Raw genomic sequence first — 22,260 nt, 5'->3', positions numbered from 1 at the left:
ACGCCGAGCGGCGCGGCCGCGGCAGGATCCCGGGTCTGCCGTCAGCAGACCGTCACCCCAGCAGCGCCCTCACCCCAGCAGAGTCCGTGCCAGCGCCACATACTCCCGCGCGTTCGCGTCCGGCAGGTACGCCCGCCCGATCGCGTTCCCGATCGCCGGCAGCGACACCGCGTCGGGGTAGGCCAGCCACAGCGTCTCGTAGGTCGGGTTGAACTTGCTCTTGAAGGCGAACAGCGACCGGAAGCCGTACGCGGGCTCGAGCGTCCGGGCGAGGAACGCGAGCAGCCGGTCCATCACAGCGGGCTCTTCGTCGGGTCCATCCTCGTCGGCGTCCTCCGGAGCGGCCGCACCCGCCGGCTTCGTCGCCAGCGGCGCGCCGGACAGGCTCAGCACCTCCACCCCCTCGCCGCGCATCCGCTGCGCCGCCGACGCGATCACGAACTCCATGATCCCCGGGATGGTCTTGTCCGCCCGCCGCATGAAGTCGATCGTGTAGCCGACGATGCGGCCGTCGCGCCAGCTCGGCAGCCAGCTGGTGACCGCCTGGAGGTCGCCCTGCGGGTCGTAGGCCAGGTAGAGCCGCACCTCGGGGTCCTTCAGCTCGGCCATCCCGCCGAGGGTGAAGCCCATCTCCGGCAGCTCCTTCTCGGACACCCACTGCTCGCTCAGCGCGACGATCTGGGTCTGCTGGATCGGGGGCAGCTCGTTCCACGTCGTCCACAGCGTGGAGATGCGCTCCTTCACACCCCGGTTGTGCGCCTGCCGCACCTTCTGCCAGGGCTTGCCCTGCATGTCGAAGGTCTGCGGGTGCATGAGGGTCTCCTCGCCGACGGAGACGCTCTGCCAGCCGAGGGACTCGAACACCGGGAGGAACGCGCCGTGGATGCTGTAGAACGCGGGCGTCCAGCTGTTGGCGTCGCAGAACCCGATGAAGTCGATGATGGTCTGCTCCGCGCGCTCGGGGCGGCAGACCGGGTCGGACAGGGTGATCGCCACCCCGTTGATGACCCGGTAGGCGACCGCGGCCTCCCCGTCCTCGGAGAACCAGTACACGTTGCCGGGCCAGGTGCCCATGAAGCCCAGCGTCCCGCCGCCGCCGGCGTGCAGGAGCTCGCGGAAGTGCAGCTCGTCGCCGACGGTGCGGCCAGTGGAGGTCGCCCGGTACAGCCGCATGGTCCCGACGACGAAGATGATCCAGAACACCGGGCCCACCCACTGGTAGAGCAGCAGGGTGAACGGCGCGGTCGGGACGATCACCGAGCCGAGCACCGACTCGAAGCCGGAGGGCACGAACCGGCGCAGCATGGAGGCGAAGACGTCGCCGATGGAGGCCTCCGGCACGAACGACGACAGCGTCCCGAGCGCCGCGATCAGGTACAGCACCGCGAGCAGCGCGAACGCGACCACCACCAGGATGGTGAAGCGCACCACCGCGTCCCTGGGCGCGCGGATCTGGAACTGGCGGCGTGTGGCCACCAGCAGCGCGATCGACGCCAGCGGGACCAGCAGCGTCGCGATCAGCCAGAGCAGCACCTCGATCGCGGGCGCCAGCGCGTCCAGGCTGTCCACGTTGATCGTGATCCGTCCGCCGGGGAGCGCCGTGAACGGGAGGACGATCATCCCCGCGTTCACGATGATCCCGAGGACCCACGCGAAGTGCCGGCCGCGGCGGAGGCCGATGGCGGTCACGATCAGCAGCACCAGGGGGAGCAGGCTGAGCAGGAGTGGGCCGACACCCTGCACCGAGACGGCCGCGAGCTCGTCGCGGCAGTTGCTGGTGTCGGCCGCACGGCAGGCCGCCAGCACGGTCACGGCGTCCACCTGGCGGTGCTGGAAGAGCGCGGCGATGAACGAAAGCGGCCCGAGGCCACCGGGCGGCAGCAGTGCGGCGAGCGGCCCGACCGCCGTGATCGCGACGATCGCGGCGACCAGGTTGCGGGTCTCGGCGTGCGAGCTGCGGCGCATCCGGTGCACGCGGCCGCGGCGGAGGATCACGCCGAGCGCGAGACCGAGCAGCGCGGCGATGAGGCGGTACACGTTGTTCTGGTCGCCGTTGTACAGCACGAACATGACCACCGTGGCGAAGGTCAGGAGCCGGATGCGCCTGCGCCACAGCGTCGTGGCGAAGGCGCTCGCCGCCACGAGCGCGCCGACGATCCCGATCGTCGGGTCGAGGGTGAAGTCGAACTCCGTGGCGCGGGCGAGGATCTCGCCGATGCCCGCCGCGGCCCACTGGCCGAGCACCCCGATCGTGATGCCCAGCACCCCGGTGACGAGGAAGGCGACGATGAGCCGGACCGTCCCGAGCAGCCGTTCGGCGGCGGCGAGCAGGGTCAGGGCCAGCAGGAACGAGATCACGACCTGGATCGGGTCCTCCGGCACGAACAGCGCGGTGAACGGCGTCCACCAGAAGCCGGCCCGGATGGTCGTGGACACGCCCGCGGCCCAGACCAGGGAGCCGCCGCCGACGCTCGCGGCGCTCCACAGGGTCCCGGTGGCGATGGAGGTCGCCAGCACGATGACCGCGAGGCTCACGCTGGCCGGCGCGATCTGCACGTAGGCGCGCAGCATCGCCCACGCCGGCGGCCGTCCGGGCGAGGGATCCGCCGCCGGCGACGGTGCGGTGTCTGTGGGAGCCGTGCTCATCGTGTCTCCGTCGCGGTGGCCCCCACCCTAGCGGTCGTCATCCGTCCGCGGAGGCAGAATGTGCGGTCCGGAGGGCGGCTGGCGTGTTCGCGGAGGGTCAGATCTCGCGCAGGCGCTCCGCGAGGTAGCGGTCGAGGCCCTCGAGCGGGATGCGCTCCTGCTTCATGGTGTCGCGGTCGCGGACCGTCACGGCGTCGTCCTCGAGCGAGTCGAAGTCGACGGTCACCGCGAGCGGCGTGCCGATCTCGTCCTGGCGGCGGTAGCGGCGACCGATCGCGCCGGAGTCGTCGAAGTCGACGTTGCGGCGCTTGCGGAGCCGGTCCGCCAGCGAGCGGGCGAGCGGCGACAGGGCCTCGTTGCGGGACAGCGGCAGCACGGCCACCTTCACCGGCGCGAGGCGCGGGTCGAGGTGCAGCACGGTGCGCTTGTCGGTGCCGCCCTTGGCGTTCGGCACCTCCTCCTCGTCGTACGCGTCGACCAGGAACGCCATCAGCGCGCGGGTGAGGCCGAACGACGGCTCGATCACGTACGGCACGTAGCGCTCGTTCTTGTTCTGGTCGAAGTAGCTCAGGTCTTTGCCGGAGTGCTCGATGTGGGTCCGCAGGTCGTAGTCGGTGCGGTTGGCGACGCCCATCAGCTCGCCCCACTCACTGCCCACGAAGTCGAACTTGTACTCGATGTCGATGGTGCGCTTCGAGTAGTGCGCCAGCGCGTCCTTCGGGTGCTCGAAACGGCGGATATGGGACGGGTCGATGCCGAGGTCGACGAACCAGTCCCAGCAGAGGTCGATCCAGGTCTGGAACCACTCCTCGTCGGTGCCGGGCTCGACGAAGTACTCGATCTCCATCTGCTCGAACTCGCGGGTGCGGAAGATGAAGTTGCCCGGCGTGATCTCGTTGCGGAACGCCTTGCCGATCTGGCCGATGCCGAACGGCGGCTTCTTGCGCGCGGCCTGCAGCACGTGCGCGAAGTCGGTGAAGATGCCCTGCGCGGTCTCCGGGCGCATGTAGTGCAGGCCGGACTCGTCGTCCACGACGCCGAGGAAGGTCTTCATCAGGCCGGAGAACTGCCGGATCGGCGTCCACTGGCCGACCTTGTCCGGGTGGTCGGGGTCGGCGATGTCGTCGAGGCCGTTCGCCGGCGGGTGGCCGTGCTCGGCCTCGTACGCCTCGAACAGGTGGTCGGCCCGGTAGCGCTTGTGGGTGATGAGCGACTCGGTCAGCGGGTCGCTGAAGACCTGCACGTGACCGGAGGCCTCCCACACCGCCGTGGGCAGGATGATCGCGGAGTCGAGGCCGACCATGTCGCCGCGGCCGCGCACGAACGCGTTCCACCACTCGCGCTTGATGTTCTCCTTGAGCTCGACGCCGAGGGGACCGTAGTCCCACGCCGAGCGCGTGCCGCCGTAGATCTCCCCGGAGGGGAACACGAATCCGCGGTGCTGCGCCAGCGTGATGACGGATTCCAGTCTCGACGGTGCGGCCATGGGTGCTCCCTGTTCGGTGCCGGGGTGGTGGGGGACCCGTCCATCCTACTGAGGATGCGCCGCCGGCGTTTGGCTCGCCGAGGCGGCTGACTCTACCTTGTAGTAGACTTGCGAACGCAAAACTCCATGCAGGCTTATGAACTGCTCGCGGGGTATTGCGATCCGCGGACCCCTGGCTCAGGCCGGGGGTTCTTGCGTTGGGCTGAGCCAGTGCACGCCGTCGTCGCTGTCGGCCGGCCAATGGGCCGAGGTCTGCATGTACGCCGCGATCGCAGCGTGCGACGGTTGAAACGAGCCGCCCCAGACATCTGGATTCGTTTGACGGTGCTTGTGGTACGCGCCATAGGCGATCAAGTCCGCGGCTTGGATGAGCTGGCTGTACCGACTGTCCTGCATGACGACGTCCTCCACGATCCGTCGTGTGGACAACTCCAGAGACCGATGGACGTCGCGATACGGACCCGATGCGCGTAGTGCACGCTCCCAGAGCTCGTGTCGTTCCTTCGCGTCGAGCGTACCGGTCTCGTCGAGGCCGTGCTGTCCGTCGTAGAAGATCATCACCCGGGTGTCGCGGAGCGCCGCCCAGTCCTCCAGCCAGGCGATGAATCTCGCGTACATCACGTGCGGTGATCGCTCAGCGGCCCCGACGGTGACCAGCTCGAATGAACTCCGCTTGCTCAGGTGGCTCAGAGCGATACGGGCGGCCGTGGCACGGGAGCTGCCGGTGAACGCGGCCTCCTGCTCCGGGCTGTCGCAGAACTGTCCGCGCCCCTTGAACAACTTGTTCGCGTGGAGCTCCCGGCGCTTGTGGACCCCGAAGAGTCGATGCAGCTCTTCGCGTCCGGTCAGCCACGCATCGAGGACGTGGGACCAATCGACATCCCGGATCAGTAACGCGGTCAGCAGCTTCCCGCGTGAAGGGTCGCCCGAATCATCGACATAGCAGAGGTGCACGCATCTATGATTTCAGATGCCGCCGACCTCACCGGCCCGCGCGGAAGTCGTCCTCCAGGATCGCGAACACCGCGGTGTCCGACCACTCGCCCTTGTAGATCTCGCTCCCGCGCAGCAGCGCCTCCTGCGTCATCCCGATGATGCCGCAGAGCCGCGCCGACGCCTCGTTGCGGGCGTCGAGCTGGGCGAAGACGCGGTGGCCGCCGAGGGTTTCGAAGCAGAGCTCCAGAAGGCGGGTGGTCGCTTCGGTGGCGTAGCCGCGGCCGTGGACGGCCGGGTGGAACACCCAGCCCATCTCGAACTTCGCCCACTCCGCCTTCTTGAGGAAGAGGCTCACGTGGCCGATCACCCGGCTGTGCCCGCCCTCGGGGTCCGGCAGCTCGACCGCGTAGACGATGCCGTCGCCGTCGGCCGCGAGGCGGTTCATCGCGATGCGCTTGCGCAGGTGCTCGGCCGACTCGTCGTGGTCGTGCACCTCCCAGTAGAGGTAGCGGGCCACGTCCTTCAGCCGCTCGAACTCGTGCGCGTTCTCCAGGTCGCCGCTGTTGAGCGGGCGGAGCAGCAGTCGCTCGGTGCGGAGCTCCTCCGCCGCGTAGGGCAGGCCGGTGGCGGCGTGCGGCTCGGTGGCGGTGATCGTGGCCTCGTCGCTCACGTGTCCTCCTCTGGTGGGTGCTCCTGGACGGACGTCAGGAGGCGGCGGTCTCGTCGTCGACGGCGCGGAGGCCGGCAGCGCGCGGGGGCTCCTCGACCTCGACGCCGAACAGGGCGGCTGCGGCGTCGACGAACGCCTGGGCGTCGCCGTTCCTGGCGAGTTCGCGGGCGCGCACCGACGGGGTGTGCAGGAGCACGCCGGCGAGGTGGCGCAGGGCGGCCTCGGTCTGCTCGGACGAGTCGCCGCGCGAGCGGGCCCGTGCGATCTCCGCGTCGAGGACGCCGAACACGTGCGTGCGGAGGGCGACCAGTGCCGGGGTGATGGCCTGCTCGGCGCTCTGCGCGGCGAACTCGGCGGCGGCCGCGCCGACGAGCTCACGGGCGTCGGCTGCGGCATTCAGCTCCTCCACCGGGGCGTGGATGCTGATGGTCTCCAGGTCGAGCAGTTCGACGCCGCGCAGCTCGGCGACCGCGGGGTCGACGTTGCGCGGGAGGCCGAGGTCGATCACGAGGCGGCGTTCGGCGGCGTCCGGTGCGGCGATCGCGTCCGCCAGCAGGGTGCGGGTGATCACGTGGTCCGTCACGGCCGAGCAGGTGACGACCAGGTCCGCGGCGCCGAGCGCCTCCAGGAGGTCGTCGGACTCGACGGGGACGACATCGTGCGACAGCGCGAACTTCGCGGCGCGCCCGGTCGGCGAGAACACCTGCACGTCGACCACGCCGCGCTCGCGCAGCGCCGCCAGGCTGGCCCCGGCGTACTTGCCGGTCCCGACCAGCAGGACGCGCACAGCGGCCCAGTCCGTGATCCGGCTCTCGGCCAGTTCGAGCGCGAGGCGGACCATCGAGCGGCCGGCGGTCATGATGCCGGTCTGGTTCTTGACGCCGCGGGAGGTGCGCGACGCGACCTGGAAGACGCGCTCCAGGTTCCCGGTCACGGTGCCGGAGGTGCGGGCCGCCTGCAGCGCGCGGCGCACCTGCCCGGCGATCTCGCCTTCGCCGACGACGACGGACTCGAGGCCGCTGGAGACGGAGAAGAGGTGCTCGGCGACGGCGTCGTCGCTGTAGACGGCGCTGGAGGAGCGCAGCACGTCGGCGTCGATGCCGCTTGCGGCGGCGACGGTCTCGATCACGTGGTCCGCGGTCGCGGCCCCGGCGAGGCGCTGCGCGTCCACGTCGAGGTAGGCCTCGAAGCGGTTGCAGGTCGCGAGGACGACCGATCCGGCGACGATCCCGTGCTGCTCCGCGAGTGCCGCGGTGACGGCCGGCGCATGGCGCTCGAGCCGTTCGAGGAGGTCGAACTCCGCAGTGCGGTGGCTCGACGAGAAGCAGAGAAGCACGGGTGAAAGGATACGCTCGGCGCCGTCGAGACTCGAATCGGGATACCCCGTCCTGAGCCTGTTCGACAGGATTCCCGGGGGATTGGCAGATTGGGCCCTGGCAGAATCGACGAGTGACCTCCCTCGACCCGTCCCACCCGCTCTCCGCCGGCCGCACCGCGGACAGCCGCCTGGTCCGCTCCTACCAGGGCGAACGCCAGGAGACCGTCCCCGTCTGGTTCATGCGCCAGGCCGGGCGCTCGCTCCCCGAGTACCGCGAGCTGCGGGTCGGGACGCGCATGCTCGACGCCTGCCTCGACCCCGCGATGGCGAGCGAGATGACCCTGCAGCCGGTGCGCAGGCACGGTGTGGACGCGGGCATCTTCTTCAGCGACATCGTCGTGCCGCTCAAGCTCGCGGGCGTCGCGGTCGAGATCCAGCCCGGCAAGGGCCCGGTCTTCGAGCAGCCCGTGCGCACCGCCGCCGACGTGGCGCGCCTCGAGGAGGTCGACCCGGCCTCCCTCGGCGCCGAGACCTTCGCCCCGATCGCCGAGGCGGTCCGGCTGACGACGGCGGAGCTCGGCGACACCCCGCTGATCGGTTTCGCCGGCGCGCCCTTCACGCTCGCGGCGTACCTCGTGGAGGGCGGCCCCTCGAAGGACCACATCCGCGCCCGCACGCTCATGCACGCCGACCCGGAGACCTGGGCGCGACTGATGGCGTGGAGCGCCGACGTCACCGGCGCCTTCCTGCGGGCGCAGCTGCTGGCCGGCGCGAGCGCCGCGCAGCTGTTCGACTCCTGGGCGGGCTCGCTGTCGCTGCACGACTATGTCGAGCACGTCGCGCCCGCGTCCGCCCGGGCGCTCTCGCACGTGCGCGACCTCACCTACGAGGTGCCACGGCCCCCGGCGGCCGACGCCGACGCGATCGGCGACCTCGAGCCGCTGGTGCGCAACGTCCCGATCGTGCACTTCGGCGTCGGAACCGGCGAGTTGCTCAAGGCGATGCACGAGGTGGGAGCCGACACCGTCGGCGTGGACTACCGCACGCCCCTGGACGAGGCCGCGCGCCGGCTCGGCCACGTCGTGCCGGTGCAGGGCAACGTCGACCCGGCGATGCTCGACGCGCCCTGGGAGGTGCTCTCGGCGCACGTCGTCGACGTCCTGGAGCGCGGCCGGGAGGCGCCGGCCCACGTCCTCAACCTCGGTCACGGCGTCCCGCCCGAGACCGATCCGACGGTGCTGACGCGCGTGGTGGAGCTCGTCCACGGATGGCGGGCATGATCTCCGGACCGCTCGATCGCGACGGCCTCGACCACGATGGCCTCGACCACGACGGCCTCGACCACGACGCCCTCGCCGAGGGCATCCGCCACGCCGTGGAGGCGCCGCCGACCCGGATCGTCGTCATCGGCGGCGGAGTCTCCGGACTGGTCGTCGCCCGGGAGTGCGCCCGGCCCGGCTTCGAGGTGACCCTGCTGGAGGCCTCCGGCCGGGTCGGCGGATCCGTGGCGCCGCTGGAGCTCGGCGGGATCACCGTGGACGCCGGTGCCGAGAGCTACGCGACGCGCGGCGGCCACGTCGCCGCCCTCCTGAACGAACTGGGTCTCGGCGACGACATCGTGGAGCCGAACCCCGCGGGCGCGTGGGTCCGCAACGGCACGCGCACCGTTCCGCTCCCGAAAGCCGGGCTGCTCGGCATCCCGAGCTCGCCCCTGGCCACCGATGTCGTCGCCGCCATCGGCTGGGGCGGCGCCGTGCGCGCCTACCTCGACCGGCTCATCCCCGTCCTCAAGATCGGCCAGGAGCGCCGGCTCGGCACGCTGGTCCGCAAGCGCATGGGCGCCAAGGTCCTCGACGAGCTCGTCTCGCCTGTCGTCACCGGCGTCTACTCCGCGAACCCCGACGACCTGGACGTCGACGTGGTCGCCCCCGGACTGAACGCCGCGCTGACCCGGCTCGGCTCCCTCTCCGGCGCGGTGGGGGAGCTGCGTTCGAAGGCGAAGGCCGGCAGCGCGGTGCAGGGCATCCGCGGCGGCATGTGGCGGCTGCCGGAGGCGCTCGCCGGAGACATCGCGGCCCGCGGCGGCACGATCCGCACGGACGCAGCGGTCGTCTCGGTGACCCCCTGGGTCGCGCCGGACCCCGAGGAGGTCGCGGCGGCGGCCGTGGAGGACGCCCTGGTCGAGGCCGCCGGCGACCTCGCGCTCGACGGGCTCGTCCCGGAGGACGGCGGCCTCGACGCGCGCCCGAACGCCGACCCCGCCGACCCCGCCGACCCCGCCGACCCCGCCGACGCGCGTCCGGCCCGCTGGACCGTGACCCTCGCCGACGGCGCCGCCCTGGACGCCGACGTGGTCGTTGTGACGTCGCCCGCCGACGCCGCTCTCGCCCTGCTCCCGGGCATGGACGCCGCCCTCGCCGACCTCGGCGCCCTCGACTGGCCTGCGGCCTCCAGCGTCGAGCTGGTCACCCTGGTCCTCACCGACGACCGCGTCGGCGCGGCCCCGCGCGGCACCGGCGTGCTCGTCGCCGACGGCCCGGACTCCGGCGTCGCCGCCAAGGCGATGACCCACTCCAGCGCCAAGTGGGCGTGGGTCGCCGAGGCGGCGGGGCCCGGACGCCACGTGGTCCGGCTGTCGTACGGACGCGCCGGCCGCCCGGCCGACACGCTCGCCCTCGGCGACACCGCGCTCCGCGATCAGGCGGTCGCGGACGCGGCTGCGCTGCTGAATATTCCGCTCACGGCATCCGATGTCGCCGCCTTCGCCCGGACCCCCTGGACGAACGCCCTCCCCTATGCCACAGTGGGGCAGCGGGAGCGCATCGCGCGCGTCCGCGACGGAGCAGAGGGCGTCGAAGGACTCGAGGTGACCGGCTCCTGGCTGACCGGCACCGGGCTCGCCTCCGTCATCCCGGACGCGCGCCGGGTGGCCGAGCGGGCCAGGGGGCTACGCTGGAAGGCACTGACCGACGACCTGGAAGGGTAGGACGGAATGCGGGGCAAGATCCTCTTCGTGACGGGAGCGGCGGTCGGCTACGTGCTGGGCACGCGCGCCGGGCGCAAGCGCTACGAGCAGATGAAGGCGGCCGCGCAGAAGGTCTGGGAGTCACCGGGGGTGCAGAAGCAGGTGAACGCTGTCGAGGACTTCGTCGCCGCGAAGGTCGGCGAAGCCCCCGAGGCCATCTACGTCACGGTCAGGAAGGCCGTCGCCCGGGCGAACGACCGGCGCCGCGAGGCCCGCAGGCCGGCAGGCACGGCGGGGGTGGCCGTCGTCGCCGCCACGCGAGATGATCCAGAGACGACCTGATCCGGTCGCGAGCAGTCGAACACGGATGCCACGGATGTCACGAAAAGGGCGGGTGAGCCGATGACCGATCGGGAGAGCGCCAGGTCGCAGTCGCTGGGTGAGCTGATCGCGTCGCTGCCGCGGCTGCTGATCCAGCTGGTCAAGGCCGAGCTGGCGAACCTCAGGGCCGAGTACGCCGAGAAGGCGAAGTATGCCGGAATCGGCATAGGGCTCTTCGTGGTCGCCGCCGCCTTCCTCTTCTTCGCGCTGGGCGTGCTCGTCGCGGCGGCGATCCTGGGACTCGCGGTCGTGCTGCCGGGCTGGGCGGCGGCGCTCATCGTCTTCGGCGCCCTCCTGATCATCGCGGCGATCCTGGCGCTGATCGGCGTCGGCTCGCTCAAGCGCGTGGACGGCGCAGCGCCCAAGGAGACCATCGCGAGCGTCCGGTCGGACATCGACGCAGTGAAGGGGTTGGGCCGATATGACAACTGACCGCAGCGGCGTCGAGCGGGCCAGGGCCGACCTGGCCGCCACCATCGACGCCATCCAGTACAAGGTGAACGTCCCCGCGCGGACGGCGGAGCGGTTCCGCCGGCTGCGGGACGACAACCCGCTCGCCCTGGTCGGGATCGCCGTCGGGGTGGCCGTGGCCGTGGGGGGCGCGGTCTGGGGGATCGTGGCGGCGTCGCGCCGCTGACACCGGGCCGTCCGACGGACGCGGCCCGTCCGGTTTTTGCCTTCTCAGCTTTGCGAGGGAGACTGTCGGTATGAGTACCCCGGCTGCCGTTCCGGCAGAGTCGACCGCCCCCGAAGACACCACCCCCGAAGGCCCCAGCGGTTTCACCCTCTGGGCCGTCCTGCGCCGGGACCCCGCCCGTCCCGACGACCTCGACGGCACCGACGTGCCGAAGGCCGTCCAAGAGCTCGAAGGCGTGATCGCCGACATCGAGCTGCAGGGCGTCGTCACCCGCGGACTCTACGACGTGAGCGGCCTCAAGGCCGACGCCGACGTCATGATCTGGCTGCACGGCCCGGAGGCCGAGGCGCTGCAGTGGGGGCTCCGCCAGCTCCGCCGCACCCGGCTCTTCAAGTCGCTGCTCCCCACCTGGAACGCGATGGGAGTGCACCGCGACGCCGAGTTCAACCGCCAGCACGTGCCCGGGTTCCTCCGCGGCAAGGAGCCGCGTGGCTGGCTCTGCGTCTACCCCTTCGTGCGCAGCTACGACTGGTACCTGCTGCCCGAGGACGAGCGTTCTCAGATGCTCGCCGAGCACGGTCGCATGGGCGCCGCGTTCCGGGGTGTCCTGGCCAACACGGTCGCCTCGTTCGCGCTCGGCGACTACGAGTGGATCCTGCCGCTGGAGGCCGACGAGCTCACCGACCTGGTGGACATGATGCGCGACCTCCGCTACACCGAGGCGCGCCGCCACGTGCGCGAAGAGGTGCCGTTCTTCACCGGCCGCCGCATCCAGCCGGCCGAGGTCGTGGAGGTGCTCCAGTGACGGGTACCGAGGCCGTGCCGCGGGTGCTCGGCGCGACGCCGGCCGCCGCCTCCGGCCCGGAGCACGTGACCGAGCCGGTCGCCTACGACGCGATCCTCCTCGCCGGCTTCGGCGGCCCCGAGGGCCAGGACGATGTCATCCCGTTCTTGCGCAACGTGACCCGCGGTCGCGGCATCCCGGAGGAGCGCCTGGAGGAGGTCGCGCACCACTACCGCCACTTCGGCGGGGTGAGCCCGATCAACGACCAGAACCGCGAGCTGAAGGCCGCGCTGGAGGCCGAGCTGGCGTCGCGCGGCATCGACCTCCCCGTGCTGTGGGGCAACCGCAACTGGGACCCGTACCTCGAGGACGCCCTGGCCGAGGCGCAGGAGCGCGGCTTCACCAAGCTGATCGCCATCGCGACGAGCGCCTACTCCTCCTATTCGAGCTGCCGCCAATACCGCGAGGACTTCGCCCGCGTGCTGGAGGAGAAGGGCCTGGAGGGCACCATCCAGATCGACAAGGTGCGCCAGTTCTTCGACCACCCCGGCTTCGTGGAGCCGTTCATCGAGGGCGTACGCAACGCCGTCGACGAGCTCCGCGAGCGCGTGCCGGGCATCGACCCGGCGACCGAGATGCGCATCCTCTACTCGACGCACTCCATCCCGTCGACGGACGCAGCCAAGTCCGGTCCCGCCGAGCGCGGCTTCGGAGAGGGCGGCGCCTACGCGGCCCAGCACCTGGCCGTCGCCGAGATCGTCTCGCAGGAGGCGACCGGCGGCGTCATCGGCTGGGACCTCGTCTACCAGTCCCGCTCCGGCCCGCCGTCGATGCCGTGGCTGGAGCCCGACATCAACGACCGGATCGCCGAGCTCCCCGCGCTCGGCGTCAAGGCCGTCATCATCGTGCCGCTCGGTTTCGTGAGCGACCACATGGAGGTGCTCTGGGACCTCGACAACGAGGCGATGGAGACCAGCGAGGAGAACGGCCTCGTCGCCGTCCGCGTGCCCACCCCCGGCACCCACGCCCGCTACGTGAAGGGCCTGGTCGACCTCGTCCTGGAGCGCCGCGACGGCGTCCCGGTCGAGCAGCGCCCCGCGCTGACCACGCTCGGTCCCTGGTACGACGTGTGCCGCCCGGGCTGCTGCGAGAACGTCCGCCTCGGCTTCAAGCCGGCCGCCGCGGGGCTCGCGCCGTGAGCGGCACGGTGAGCAAGGCCGAGGGCGCGTCCGCGCGCCGCGACGGCGTGCTGCGCATCGGCACCCGCGGCAGCGCGCTCGCGGTCGCGCAGACGACCGCCGTCGCCGAGTCGATCGCCCGGGCGACCGGGCTTGACATCGAGCTGGTCACCGTCACCACGCACGGCGACACCTCGCGCGAGTCGCTGTCGGAGCTCGGCGGCACCGGCGTCTTCGCCACCGCGCTGCGGGAGGCCCTCCTCGCCGACGAGTGCGACCTGCTCGTCCACTCGCTCAAGGACCTGCCGACCGCGCAGGCGCCCGGCCTGGTCATCGGCGCCGTGCCGAAGCGGGCGGACGCGCGCGACGCGCTCTGCGCGCGCGACGGCCTCACGCTGGAGACGCTGCCCGAGGGCGCCACGGTGGGCACCGGCTCGCCGCGCCGCGTCGCCCAGCTGAAGTCGGTCCGTCCCGACCTGGAGGTCGTCGACATCCGCGGCAACGTGGACACCCGGCTCGGGAGGGTCGCCGAGGGCGACCTCGACGCCGTCGTGCTCGCCGCCGCGGGGCTCGGCCGGCTCGGCCGCCTCGACGCGGTCACCGACTTCTTCGCGCTGTCCCAGGTGCCGACGGCCCCCGGACAGGGCGCGCTCGCGCTGGAGGTCCGGGCGGGCGAGGAGACCGGCCGCGGAGACGTCGCCCGCGCGCTGAAGGCCGTCGACCACGCGACCACGCACGCCTGCGCGACCGCCGAGCGCGCCGTCCTCGCCGGTCTCGAGGCGGGCTGCGCGGCCCCGATCGGCGCCTCGGCGCTGGTGGACGACGGTCTCCTGTTCCTCACCGCCACCGTGTACCGCCCGGACGGGTCCGAGCGGCTCACGGCATCCCACGCCGCCACCCCCGACTCCTTCGGCGCCGCCGACCTCGACGAGGCCGCGCGTGACGTCGGAGCACGCGTAGTGGCCGAACTGCTCGGCGCGGGGGCGGCCGACCTGGCCCCGCTCGGGAGCGCATGATGCCCTCCACGCCGTCCTCTCCGAAGCCGCTCGCCGGCTGGCGCGTGCTCGTGCCCCGGGGAGGGCCGTGGGGCGACTCGGTCGCCGCCGACCTGCGCGCCAAGGGAGCGTCGCCCGTCGTCGCCGCGATGATCAACTTCGCGCCGACCGCCGACGCCCCGGCCCTGGAGGCCGCGCTGGCGCGGCTCGCCGCCGGCGGCTTCGACTGGGTGACCGTCACCAGCGCCACCACGGTCGACGTGCTGAGCGCCGCGCGCGCCGTCACCCCGCCGTCCACCCGCGTCGCAGCCGTCGGGGAGACCACGGCCGCCGCGCTGGCCGCCGCCGGGTACGCCGTCGACCTGGTCCCGTCGGAGGACAACTCCGCGCGCGGGCTGCTCGCCGAGTGGGAGGCCGCGACCGAGGGCGTCGTGCCGCTGCGCATCCTCACCCTCCGCTCGGAGATCGCCAAGCCACTGCTGACCGAGGGGCTGCGCCGCATCGGCCACGACGTGGAGTCCGTCGTCGCCTACCGGACGGTGGGCATCCCTGTCCCGGAGAACATCGTCGCCGACGTGCGCGACGGCCTCGTGCAGGCCATCCTCGTCACGAGCGGCTCCGTCGCCGAGCAGGTGCAGGTGCAGCTCGGACCCATCCCCGAGACCACGCTCGTCGCCGCGATCGGCCCGCAGACCGCCCGCGACGCCCGCGAGTACGGCCTCCGCGTCGACGTGATCGCCGAGGAGCGCACCGCCGCCTCCCTCATCGAGGCCGTCGCGGCCGTCGCAGCGTCCCGCCCCACCCCCGCCTCCTGACCGCAGCGGCGGCTGCCGCGTGCGGCGGGCACCCAGCGCCGCGGGCGTAAGCTGGGGAGAGTGAGTGAGTTGCATCCCGTCGTACGGCCCCGGCGCCTCCGGCAGTCACCTGCCCTGCGCCGTCTGACGGCCGAGACCCGTCTTCATCCGGCCGAGCTGATCCTCCCGCTGTTCGTGCGGGAAGGCGCCTCCGAGCCGCGCCCGCTCGGTTCCATGCCGGGCGTCATGCAGCACAGCCTCGACTCCCTGAAGCGCGCGGCGGCGGAGGCCGCCGAGGCCGGCGTCGGCGGCGTCATGCTCTTCGGCGTCCCGGAGACCCGCGACGCGGTCGGCAGCGCCGCGACCGACCCGGACGGCATCCTGAACGTCGCCACGCGAGCCGTGGCCGCGGAGGTGGGCGACGCCCTCGTCGTGCAGACCGACCTGTGCCTGGACGAGTTCACCGACCACGGGCACTGCGGGGTCCTCGACGCCCAGGGCCACGTCGACAACGACGCCACGCTGATCCGCTACCGCGACATGGCGATCGCCCAGGCCGAGGCCGGCTCCCAGCTGCTCGGTCTCAGCGGGATGATGGACGGCCAGGTCGCCGCGGTGCGCGACGCGCTCGACGCCGCCGGCCGCACCGATGTCGTCATCCTCGCCTACTCCGCCAAGTACGCCTCCGGCTTCTACGGCCCGTTCCGGGAGGCTGTGGACTCGCAGCTCTCCGGCGACCGCCGCGCCTACCAGCAGGACCCGGCCAACCGCCGCGAGGGCCTGCGCGAGGCGCAGCTCGACCTCGCAGAGGGCGCCGACATCCTCATGGTGAAGCCGGCGCTCAGCTACCTCGACGTCCTCAGCGACGTGGCGTCCATCAGCGACGTGCCGGTCTGGGCCTACCAGGTCTCCGGCGAGTACGCGATGGTGGAGGCCGCCGCCGCGAACGGCTGGATCGACCGCGAGCGCGTGATCGAGGAGACCCTGATCGGCGTGCGGCGTGCCGGCGCCGACGCCGTGCTCACCTACTGGGCGACCGAGGTCGCAGGATGGCTGCGATGAACGACTTCCACCACACCGACTCCCTCGACCTCCAGGCGCTGGCCGACGACGCCGCGCTCGGCGACATCAACCTCGCCCAGTTCGAGCGCGCCCAGCGCGTGATCCCCGGCGGCGTGAACTCCCCGGTCCGCGCCTTCCGCTCGGTCGGCGGCACCCCGCGCTTCATGGTGTCGGCGCACGGCCCGTACATCGTGGACGCGCAGGGCCGCGAGTACGTCGACCTGGTCGCGTCCTGGGGTCCGGCGATCCTCGGCCACGCGCATCCCGCCGTGATCGACGCCGTGCAGGCGGCCGCCGCGCGCGGGCTCTCGTTCGGCGCCTCCACGCCGGCGGAGACCGAGCTGGCGGAGGCCGTGCTCGGCCGCGTCCCGTTCATCGACAAGCTGCGGCTGGTCTCCACGGGCACCGAGGCCACCATGACCGCGATCCGCCTGGCGCGCGGCTTCACCGGCCGCCCGCTGCTGATCAAGTTCGCCGGCCACTACCACGGCCACTCCGACAGCCTCCTCGCCGAGGCGGGGTCGGGCCTGGCGACGCTGTCGCTCCCGGGCTCCGCGGGCGTCACCGAGGCCACGGCCGCGCAGACGCTGGTCCTCCCGTACAACGACCTGGACGCCGTCCGCGCCGCCTTCGAGGCGAACGGCCCCGACATCGCAGCCGTCATCACGGAGGCCGCCGCCGCGAACATGGGCGTCGTCGCGCCGGACGAGGGCTTCAACGCGGCCCTGACCGACCTGGCCCACGAGTACGGCGCGCTGCTCATCCTCGACGAGGTGCTCACCGGCTTCCGGGTGAGCGACGCGGGATTCTGGGGACTGGACCGCGGCTACACGCCCGACCTGGTCACCTTCGGCAAGGTCATCGGCGGCGGGATGCCGCTGGCGGCCGTCGGCGGACGCGCGGAGCTGATGGACTTCCTGGCGCCGACCGGCCCGGTCTACCAGGCCGGAACCCTCTCCGGGAACCCGGTCGCCGTGGCCGCGGGCCTCGCCACGCTGGCGAACGCCGACGAGGCGGTCTACGACCGCCTCGACGTGGTGGCCGACACCCTGTCGAGCGCCGTCTCCGACGCTCTCGCCGCGGAAGGCGTCGCCCATCGCGTGCAGCGCGCGGGCAACCTGTTCAGCTTCGTCTTCGGCGACTTCGCGGCGGCGCCGCGCACGTACGCCGAGGTGCAGTCGCAGGAGGCGTTCCGCTACCGGCCGTTCTTCCACGCCATGCTCGACGCGGGCGTCTCGCTCCCGCCGAGCGTGTTCGAGGCGTGGTTCGTCACGGCCGCCCACGACGACGCGGCGGTCGCGCGCATCCTGGAGGCCCTCCCGGCCGCCGCCCGCGCGGCGGAGCAGGCCACCCCGGCCTGATCCTCCGCCCCTCGACTCACTCGTCGGCGGCGGAGGGCTCGCGCGACAGCGACTCGACATACGTGTAGGTGGCGGACGCTGGCCAGCCGTCCGCGTCGAGCAGCGCGTAGACGTCGAAGTTGAGCGTCCCGCCGCCGCCGGCCGCGCGCCGCAGCGTGCGCGGCGGGACGTCCGAGGACGCCCGCACCGTCACCGTCTGCGGGTCGACGCCCGAACGGAGAAGGCGGGCGTGGAAGGTGGTGGTTCGGGTCACCGGTCCACCTTCTCACACCCGCCCGGGGCGCCGTCCGCCTATGCTTGCCCGTGCGATTCGCGCGAGCGGCGGGACAGCGAGTCGATGATGACCGCGAGCAGCAGGACCGCTCCGGTGATCATGAAGCGGTACGACGAGTCGAGGTTGAGCAGCGTCAGGCCGTTCGAGATCGACTGGATGACGAGAATGCCGAGCAGGGCCGACCACGCCGATCCGCGGCCGCCGAAGAGGCTCGTGCCGCCGATGACCGCGGCGGCGATCGCGTTCAGGTTGGTGTCCGTCCCACCGGAGCCCGCGCTCACCGACGCCAGGCGGGCCGCGGCGAGCAGGCCGCCGATCGCCGCGAAGGTGGAGCAGAGCACGAACACGCTGATGAAGATGCGGTTCACCTTGATGCCGGCGCGGCGGGCCGCCTCCACCGAGCCGCCGACGGCGAACACCGAGCGGCCCCACTTCGTCCGGGTGAGGAAGAAGTTCATGATGACGACGAGGATCACGAAGAACAGGAACATCGCGCCGGTGCCGCGGTCGGTCGAGAGGTACCAGACGGCGATGCAGAGCCCGATCAGGAGCAGTCCGGACTTGATGAGGACCACGGCCATCGAGCCCTCGGAGAGACCGGCGTTGCGCCGGCGGACGTTGCGCCGCCAGTCCGACCAGAACATCGAGAGCGCGGCGATCGCTGCCAGCGCGTACGCCGCCCACGGCGGCAGGAACGTCTGCTGCGCGAAGTTCACGATCCACGAGTCGTAGGGGATGTTGATCGAGCTGTTCGGCCCGAGGATCCAGAGCTGGACGCCCAGGAAGCCGAGCAGACCGGCCAGGGTGATCACGAAGCTCGGCACGCCGAACCGGGTGAACAGCTGGCCGTAGAGGAAGCCGATCAGCGAGCCGGCGAGGATGGCGACGATCACCGTGAGCGCCAGCGGCCAGTGCAGCTGCGTGAAGCCGACGCCGAGGATCGCCGCGGCGACACCGCTCACCGAGCCGACCGACAGGTCGATCTGGCCGAGCAGCAGCACCAGGACGATGCCGATCGAGATCGTGCCGATCGCCGCGCACTGCAGGGTCAGGTTGACCAGGTTGTTGGCGCTGAGGAAGTTCGGGTTGAGGATCTGGAAGACCACCCAGATCACGATGAGCCCGACGACGACGGGCAGCGAGCCCAGGTCGCCGCCGCGCACGCGGCGGCCGAACGCGCGGACCGCGCCGCCCAGCCCCTGTTCGCGGATGAGGCGCTCGTCCTGGAGGTCGGCCGCGACCTGGGCCGGGGTCTCTGGTGCCTTGGTCATCAGGCCTGCTTCCCTTCGCTGTTCTCGATGCGCTCGACGCGCTCCTCGATGCGTTCGGCCCGTTGCGCGACGACGTTGTCGGTGGCGCCGGTGATCGCCGAGATGATCTCTTCGTAGCTGACGTCGGGGACCCGGAAGTCCCCGTTGTTGCGGCCGAGCCGCAGGACCGCGACCCGGTCGGCGACCGCCTGGACGTCCGCCATGTTGTGGCTGATCAGGATGACCCCGAGCCCGCGTTCGCGCAGCCGCTCGATGAGGTTCAGCACCTCGGCGGTCTGGGCGACGCCGAGCGCGGCGGTCGGCTCGTCCAGGATGACGATGCGCGGGTCGCCGATCAGCGAGCGGGCGATGGCGACCGTCTGCCGCTGCCCGCCCGAGAGCGACGCGACCGCGATGCGGACCGACGGGATCCGCGCCGAGAGCTGCCGAAGCAGGCTCCACGACCGCTTCTCCATCTCCTCCTCGTCGAGCGTTCCTCGGGTGATCTCCCGGCCGAGGAAGAGATTGGAGACGACGTCCAGGTTGTCGCAGAGCGCGAGGTCCTGGAACACCGTGGCGATGCCCAGCCCGCGCGACGCCGCGGGCGACGGGATGTTGACGTCCTGGCCGTCGAAGGTGATCGTCCCGGAGTCCTGCGGGTGAACCCCCGCGAGGATCTTGACCAGGGTGGACTTCCCGGCTCCGTTGTCGCCGACGAGGGCGACGACCTCCCCCGGGTAGACGTCGAGGTGGATGTCGGTGAGCGCCTGCACGGCGCCGAATCCTTTCGAGATCCCCCGCAGCGAGAGGACGGGCTCTCGGCTGGACCGCTCCTGGTCGGTGACCGCGGATTCCATCGTCACGGCGTTCTCCTTCGGGCCTGACGCGATGCTGTCGCGTGGTGCTGGATGGTGCTGTCTTGGCTAACTGTATGGCGGAACCACCCGGCCCGGGGATGCGGGATTCCGCACCCTCGGGCCGGGTGGCCCCTGGTGGTTCTGAGGACTACTTGATGCCGTACTTGTCGCACGCCGCCTTGTAGTCCGGGGTGCAGATCTTCGCCGCGGAGTCGGGACCGTAGAACTGGTCCTTCACGACCGTGGACTCGATGTTGTCCGTGGTCACCGCGACCGGGGTCAGCAGGATGGACGCGATCTTCGCGCCGCCCGCGGTGGAGACCTGGACGGTCTGCTCGGACGGCTTCTGGCCCTTGGTCAGAGCGATGGCGAGGGTCGCCGCCTGCTCGGCCTCCGGCTTCAGCGCCTTGTAGACGGTCATGTACTGGTCGCCGGCGAGGATCCGCTGGATGCCCGCGAGCTCAGCGTCCTGACCGGTCGTCGGGGGCAGCGGGCTCAGGTTGGCCGCCTTCATGGCCGCGATCGCGCCACCGCCGGTGCCGTCGTTCGCCGCGTAGACGCCCTTGATCTGGCTCTTGAACTGCGAGACCTGACCGGACACCCAGTCCTGGGCCTTGGCGGGGTCCCATCCTGGTGTGTCGTACTCGGCGAGCACCTTGAAGCCGCTCGAGTCGATCACGCTGTGCGCGCCCTTCTTGAAGAGAGTGGCGTTGTTGTCCGTCGGCGAGCCGTTGACCATCAGGATGCCGCTGCCGGAGGGCACGCCGTCCTTCTTCAGCTTGTCGACGAGGGCGGTGGCCTGCAGCTGGCCGACCTTCTCGTTGTCGAACGAGATGTAGTAGTTCAGGTCGGGGCTGTTGATCAGGCGGTCGTAGGAGATGACCGGGATGTTCTTGGCCTTCGCCTCGCCGACGATCGACGCGGCGGCCTCACCGTCGAACGGGTCGAGGACGAGCACCTTGACGCCCTGGGTCAGCATGGACTCGGCCTGCTGCTGCTGCTTGCTGGCGTCGCCGTCCGCGTTCGCGTACAGGACGGTGCAGCCGGAGCAGAGCTCCTTGACCTTCGCCTCGAAGTAGGGCTTGTCGGCCGCTTCGTAGCGGGCGGTGACCGAGTCGGGGAGGAGGAGACCGATCTTGGCGTTCGCGGCGCCCGACGCGTTGTTCGTCGACGTGTTGCCGGAACCGTTGGAACAGGCTGTGAGGGTGAGGGCTGTGGCCAGGATCGCGGCGGACGCTATGACCGCTCTCTTGGTGGCGATCTTCATTGAAAAACCTCCGATTCGAGGCCGCCGACGTTGGCGGCTGGGTTGAGTGTGTCAGGGGCCGGCGCTTGGCGTCAATACTTGAATCCAAGCTTTCGATAACGGTTCGTCACGGACGGGGGTCAACGGGGGACACGGCGGCTGCGCGGTCTCAGACCGCGACGCCCACGCTCGTGATGGAGATGCTGTCGACCGCGTGCGCCACGGCTCCGAGCGTGGCCGCGCGCACCCCGAGCTGACCCTGGACGATGTCCGGCATGAGGTCCTCGTTCACGATGATCGAGCGCTCGACGGCATGCCGCATCGGGCCGAGCAGCAGCTCGCCTGCGCGGGCGAGCTCGCCGCCGACGACGACCCGCTCCGGGTCGAGCAGGTTGCACAGGTTGGCGGTCGCGATCCCGATGTGCCGGCCGGCGTCGGCGATCGCCCGGATGCAGCGGGCGTCGCCCGCCATCGCCTGCAGCACCACGTCGCCGAGCTTGAGGCTGCCGAGGTGGTCGCGGAGCTCGTCGAGGATGGCAGGGCCTCCCGCGATCGCCTCCAGGCAGCCGCGGTTGCCGCAGCGGCAGAGCGGCCCGTTCTCCCGGATCGTGGTGTGGCCGAACTCGCCGGCGACGCCGTTGTTGCCCCGGAAGAGCTGGCCGTTCAGCAGCAGGCCGGCGCCGATCCCGTCGCCGACGTCGAGCGTGATCGTGGTCCGCTTGCCGCGGCCCGCTCCGAGCCGGGACTCCGCCAGGGCGGTGAGGTTGGCGGCGTTGTCGATGAACACCGGGCGCTTCACCCGGCGTTCCAGCGCCTCCGCGATGACCACGCCGTCCCAGCCGCGCATGATGCCGCTGCGCGCGATCGTGCCGGTCGCGCGGTCGAGCGGGGCGGGGACCGCCAGCCCGACCGCCAGCACCTCGTCGCGGGAGGCGTCGACCGAGTCGAGCATGTCCGTCAGCAGCATGGACACCTTGTCGAGCTCGTTGTCCGCGCGGTGGTCCTTGGCGAGCGGCATGTGGTTCTCGGCGACGACCGTGTTCGCGACGTCGGCGAGCGCCACGCGCAGGTGCCGCGTGGAGAAGTGGACGCCGACGACGAGCCCGAGCGCGTGCGCGAGCGTGACGTGCTGGGCGCGCCGGCCGGAGCGGATGCTCTGCGCCGTATGCAGGACGCCGGAGGTGGAGAGCTCCTTGACGATGTTGGAGACGGTGGCGGGGGAGAGCCCCGTCGCGCCGGCCAGTTCGACCTGCGTCAGGCCCCCGTGCTTCTTGATGGCGTCGACGATCCGAGCCCGGTTGGCTTCACGAAGTGAAGTCTGCGAGCCCGGAGTTCGCCGCTGCGTTGCCACGACGAGAAGGATACATGCCGTCCGAGCATGCGGATCATGAGAGTCCTGCCACCGCCCGGCGCTCCCGCG

General features: G+C 71.6%; 21 protein-coding genes. 11 read left to right on the top strand and 10 right to left on the bottom strand.

The features are described from left to right. Window positions 1-69: 69 nt before the first annotated feature. The 5 genes from HNR13_RS01065 to HNR13_RS01045 form a co-directional block, all read right to left on the bottom strand. Complete coding sequence (locus HNR13_RS01065) at window positions 70-2,646, bottom strand: bifunctional lysylphosphatidylglycerol flippase/synthetase MprF (RefSeq protein ID WP_179604045.1); 2,577 nt, start codon at window positions 2,644-2,646, stop codon at window positions 70-72. A 97-nt stretch (window positions 2,647-2,743) separates the two neighbouring features. After that, window positions 2,744-4,132, bottom strand: coding sequence for a glycine--tRNA ligase (locus HNR13_RS01060; RefSeq protein WP_179604044.1), 1,389 nt, complete (start codon window positions 4,130-4,132; stop codon window positions 2,744-2,746). A 177-nt stretch (window positions 4,133-4,309) separates the two neighbouring features. Further along, entirely contained in the window at window positions 4,310-5,086 is a 777-nt protein-coding gene (locus HNR13_RS01055) for a DUF3800 domain-containing protein (RefSeq protein WP_179604043.1), read from the bottom strand. A gap of 28 nt (window positions 5,087-5,114) precedes the next feature. Continuing rightward, window positions 5,115-5,738, bottom strand: coding sequence for a GNAT family N-acetyltransferase (locus tag HNR13_RS01050; protein ID WP_179604042.1), 624 nt, complete (start codon window positions 5,736-5,738; stop codon window positions 5,115-5,117). 34 nt (window positions 5,739-5,772) lie between these two features. After that, window positions 5,773-7,074, bottom strand: coding sequence for a glutamyl-tRNA reductase (locus HNR13_RS01045; RefSeq protein WP_179604041.1), 1,302 nt, complete (start codon window positions 7,072-7,074; stop codon window positions 5,773-5,775). A 113-nt stretch (window positions 7,075-7,187) separates the two neighbouring features. Between HNR13_RS01045 and hemE the strand changes: the two genes are divergently transcribed. The 11 genes from hemE (at window position 7,188) to hemL (ending at window position 17,213) form a co-directional block, all read left to right on the top strand. Further along, a complete protein-coding gene (hemE, locus tag HNR13_RS01040) occupies window positions 7,188-8,336 on the top strand; it encodes a uroporphyrinogen decarboxylase (RefSeq protein ID WP_179604040.1) in 1,149 nt (382 codons plus the stop codon). After that, window positions 8,333-10,042, top strand: coding sequence for a protoporphyrinogen/coproporphyrinogen oxidase (locus HNR13_RS01035; protein WP_179604039.1), 1,710 nt, complete (start codon window positions 8,333-8,335; stop codon window positions 10,040-10,042). The genes hemE and HNR13_RS01035 overlap by 4 nt, the downstream gene beginning before the upstream one ends. Before the next feature lie 6 nt (window positions 10,043-10,048). Continuing rightward, a complete protein-coding gene (locus HNR13_RS01030) occupies window positions 10,049-10,363 on the top strand; it encodes a hypothetical protein (protein WP_179604038.1) in 315 nt (104 codons plus the stop codon). Window positions 10,364-10,423: 60 nt separating this feature from the next. Beyond that, window positions 10,424-10,834 carry a phage holin family protein gene (locus HNR13_RS01025; RefSeq protein WP_179604037.1) on the top strand — a complete coding sequence of 137 codons (411 nt, stop codon included), beginning with the start codon at window positions 10,424-10,426 and terminating at the stop codon, window positions 10,832-10,834. Continuing rightward, entirely contained in the window at window positions 10,824-11,039 is a 216-nt protein-coding gene (locus HNR13_RS01020; RefSeq protein WP_179604036.1) for a DUF3618 domain-containing protein, read from the top strand. The genes HNR13_RS01025 and HNR13_RS01020 overlap by 11 nt, the downstream gene beginning before the upstream one ends. Before the next feature lie 70 nt (window positions 11,040-11,109). Then, on the top strand, window positions 11,110-11,844 hold the full coding sequence (gene hemQ, locus HNR13_RS01015) for a hydrogen peroxide-dependent heme synthase (RefSeq protein WP_179604035.1): 735 nt from the start codon (window positions 11,110-11,112) through the stop codon (window positions 11,842-11,844). Beyond that, a complete protein-coding gene (locus HNR13_RS01010; protein ID WP_382312165.1) occupies window positions 11,841-13,022 on the top strand; it encodes a ferrochelatase in 1,182 nt (393 codons plus the stop codon). Before hemQ ends, HNR13_RS01010 begins: the two co-directional genes overlap by 4 nt. Next, complete coding sequence (gene hemC / locus HNR13_RS01005) at window positions 13,019-14,017, top strand: hydroxymethylbilane synthase (RefSeq protein WP_179604034.1); 999 nt, start codon at window positions 13,019-13,021, stop codon at window positions 14,015-14,017. The genes HNR13_RS01010 and hemC overlap by 4 nt, the downstream gene beginning before the upstream one ends. Further along, window positions 14,017-14,811 carry a uroporphyrinogen-III synthase gene (locus tag HNR13_RS01000; protein WP_179604033.1) on the top strand — a complete coding sequence of 265 codons (795 nt, stop codon included), beginning with the start codon at window positions 14,017-14,019 and terminating at the stop codon, window positions 14,809-14,811. The genes hemC and HNR13_RS01000 overlap by 1 nt, the downstream gene beginning before the upstream one ends. Window positions 14,812-14,880: 69 nt before the next feature. After that, on the top strand, window positions 14,881-15,852 hold the full coding sequence (gene hemB / locus HNR13_RS00995; RefSeq protein WP_179609008.1) for a porphobilinogen synthase: 972 nt from the start codon (window positions 14,881-14,883) through the stop codon (window positions 15,850-15,852). Next, window positions 15,849-17,213: a glutamate-1-semialdehyde 2,1-aminomutase gene (gene hemL, locus HNR13_RS00990; protein ID WP_246312691.1), complete on the top strand. Its 1,365-nt coding sequence runs from the start codon at window positions 15,849-15,851 to the stop codon at window positions 17,211-17,213. The genes hemB and hemL overlap by 4 nt, the downstream gene beginning before the upstream one ends. A 16-nt stretch (window positions 17,214-17,229) precedes the next feature. Here hemL and HNR13_RS00985 read toward each other — a convergent pair whose 3' ends face one another. The 5 genes from HNR13_RS00985 to HNR13_RS00965 all read right to left on the bottom strand — a co-directional run bounded on the left by HNR13_RS00985 (window position 17,230) and on the right by HNR13_RS00965 (window position 22,191). Further along, window positions 17,230-17,466 carry a hypothetical protein gene (locus HNR13_RS00985; protein ID WP_179604032.1) on the bottom strand — a complete coding sequence of 79 codons (237 nt, stop codon included), beginning with the start codon at window positions 17,464-17,466 and terminating at the stop codon, window positions 17,230-17,232. A 38-nt stretch (window positions 17,467-17,504) separates the two neighbouring features. Next, window positions 17,505-18,758, bottom strand: coding sequence for a sugar ABC transporter permease (locus HNR13_RS00980; protein WP_179604031.1), 1,254 nt, complete (start codon window positions 18,756-18,758; stop codon window positions 17,505-17,507). Further along, on the bottom strand, window positions 18,758-19,594 hold the full coding sequence (locus HNR13_RS00975; protein WP_179609004.1) for an ATP-binding cassette domain-containing protein: 837 nt from the start codon (window positions 19,592-19,594) through the stop codon (window positions 18,758-18,760). The genes HNR13_RS00980 and HNR13_RS00975 overlap by 1 nt, the downstream gene beginning before the upstream one ends. 148 nt (window positions 19,595-19,742) lie before the next feature. Beyond that, window positions 19,743-20,861 (bottom strand): ABC transporter substrate-binding protein, encoded by a 1,119-nt coding sequence (locus HNR13_RS00970; RefSeq protein ID WP_179604030.1) that lies wholly within the window; start codon window positions 20,859-20,861, stop codon window positions 19,743-19,745. A 148-nt stretch (window positions 20,862-21,009) separates the two neighbouring features. After that, window positions 21,010-22,191: an ROK family protein gene (locus tag HNR13_RS00965; RefSeq protein WP_179604029.1), complete on the bottom strand. Its 1,182-nt coding sequence runs from the start codon at window positions 22,189-22,191 to the stop codon at window positions 21,010-21,012. Window positions 22,192-22,260 lie beyond the last annotated feature (69 nt).

The sequence above is a fragment of the Leifsonia shinshuensis genome, assembly GCF_013410375.1.
GTDB lineage: Bacteria > Actinomycetota > Actinomycetes > Actinomycetales > Microbacteriaceae > Leifsonia > Leifsonia shinshuensis.
Note: the sequence above shows the minus strand (reverse complement) of the source record. Positions and strands in the feature narration are given on the sequence as shown.